The sequence below is a fragment of the Paeniglutamicibacter antarcticus genome, from assembly GCF_039544305.1.
Lineage (GTDB): Bacteria > Actinomycetota > Actinomycetes > Actinomycetales > Micrococcaceae > Paeniglutamicibacter > Paeniglutamicibacter antarcticus_C.
Map to the genome: position 1 here is coordinate 1 of NZ_BAABLK010000051.1, position 834 is coordinate 834.

General features: G+C 56.0%; 2 protein-coding genes. Both read right to left on the reverse strand.

Annotation, left to right across the window (positions count from 1 at the left end):
* The coding region (locus ABEA12_RS15010; RefSeq protein WP_345468803.1) for an IS3 family transposase at window positions 1-626 on the reverse strand (626 nt) is incomplete at its 3' end.
* 5 nt (window positions 627-631) lie between these two features.
* Window positions 632-834: hypothetical protein (locus tag ABEA12_RS15015; protein WP_425571788.1), on the reverse strand; the 203-nt coding region annotated here is incomplete at its 5' end.

An 834-nucleotide genomic window follows, 5' to 3' on the forward strand; every position in this document is an offset into this window, starting at 1 on the left:
CCGGTACACCATGTCCCCATTTCGCGGGACGTATATTGTGTCCCATGGTCGGAATGAAAAATTCCGTTGGCTTGCAAATGACCTCTGTCTCTGGCCATTTCCAGGGCACTGACGCACAGGGAAGCACGCATATGATCGGCCATGGCCCAGCCGACGATCATGCGGGTGCATAGATCGATGACGGTGGCCAGATACAGCCAGCCTTCGCCGGTGCGCAGGTAGGTTATGTCGCCGACTAGGCGGGTGCCAGGGGTGTCGGCGGTGAAGTCGCGGCCGATGAGATCCTTGAACACTTTGTCCGGATCTGAGGGGATTGTGGTGCGTTTGAAGGCGCGCATCCGCCTGGCCGCCCAACCGTTCTCAGCCATGATCGTAGCTACTGTTCCCACGGAGACATCGACGCCGTCAGAGGCTAGTTTTGTATGCACCATACGGTGGCCAAAGATCCCATCGGAAGAATCGAACATAGTCTTCACTTGATCGGTCAGCTCCCGGTGGCGGATAGTTGTGAGCGATTCGGTGGCGTTGCGCCAGCGGTAGTACGAGGACCTGGGCACATCGAGTTGCCGGCACATCCAAGCCACTTTTTCCTCAGCGTTCTCCTCCTGCTGAACAAAGCGATAGATATCATCTACCGTTGTTCCTTGGCGAAGAACGCGGAAACTTTTTTTAAGAAAAGGTTTTCCCGTTCCACTTCATGCAGGCGGGCTTCCAAGGCCTTGTATTTCGTGGCGTCCACCGGCTGGTTAGGTTTCTTTCCGTCATCACTTTCGCCATCTCGAGAGAGCTTGATCCAGCGTTTGAGGGCGGTCAGAGAGATGCCGAGTTCGGCAG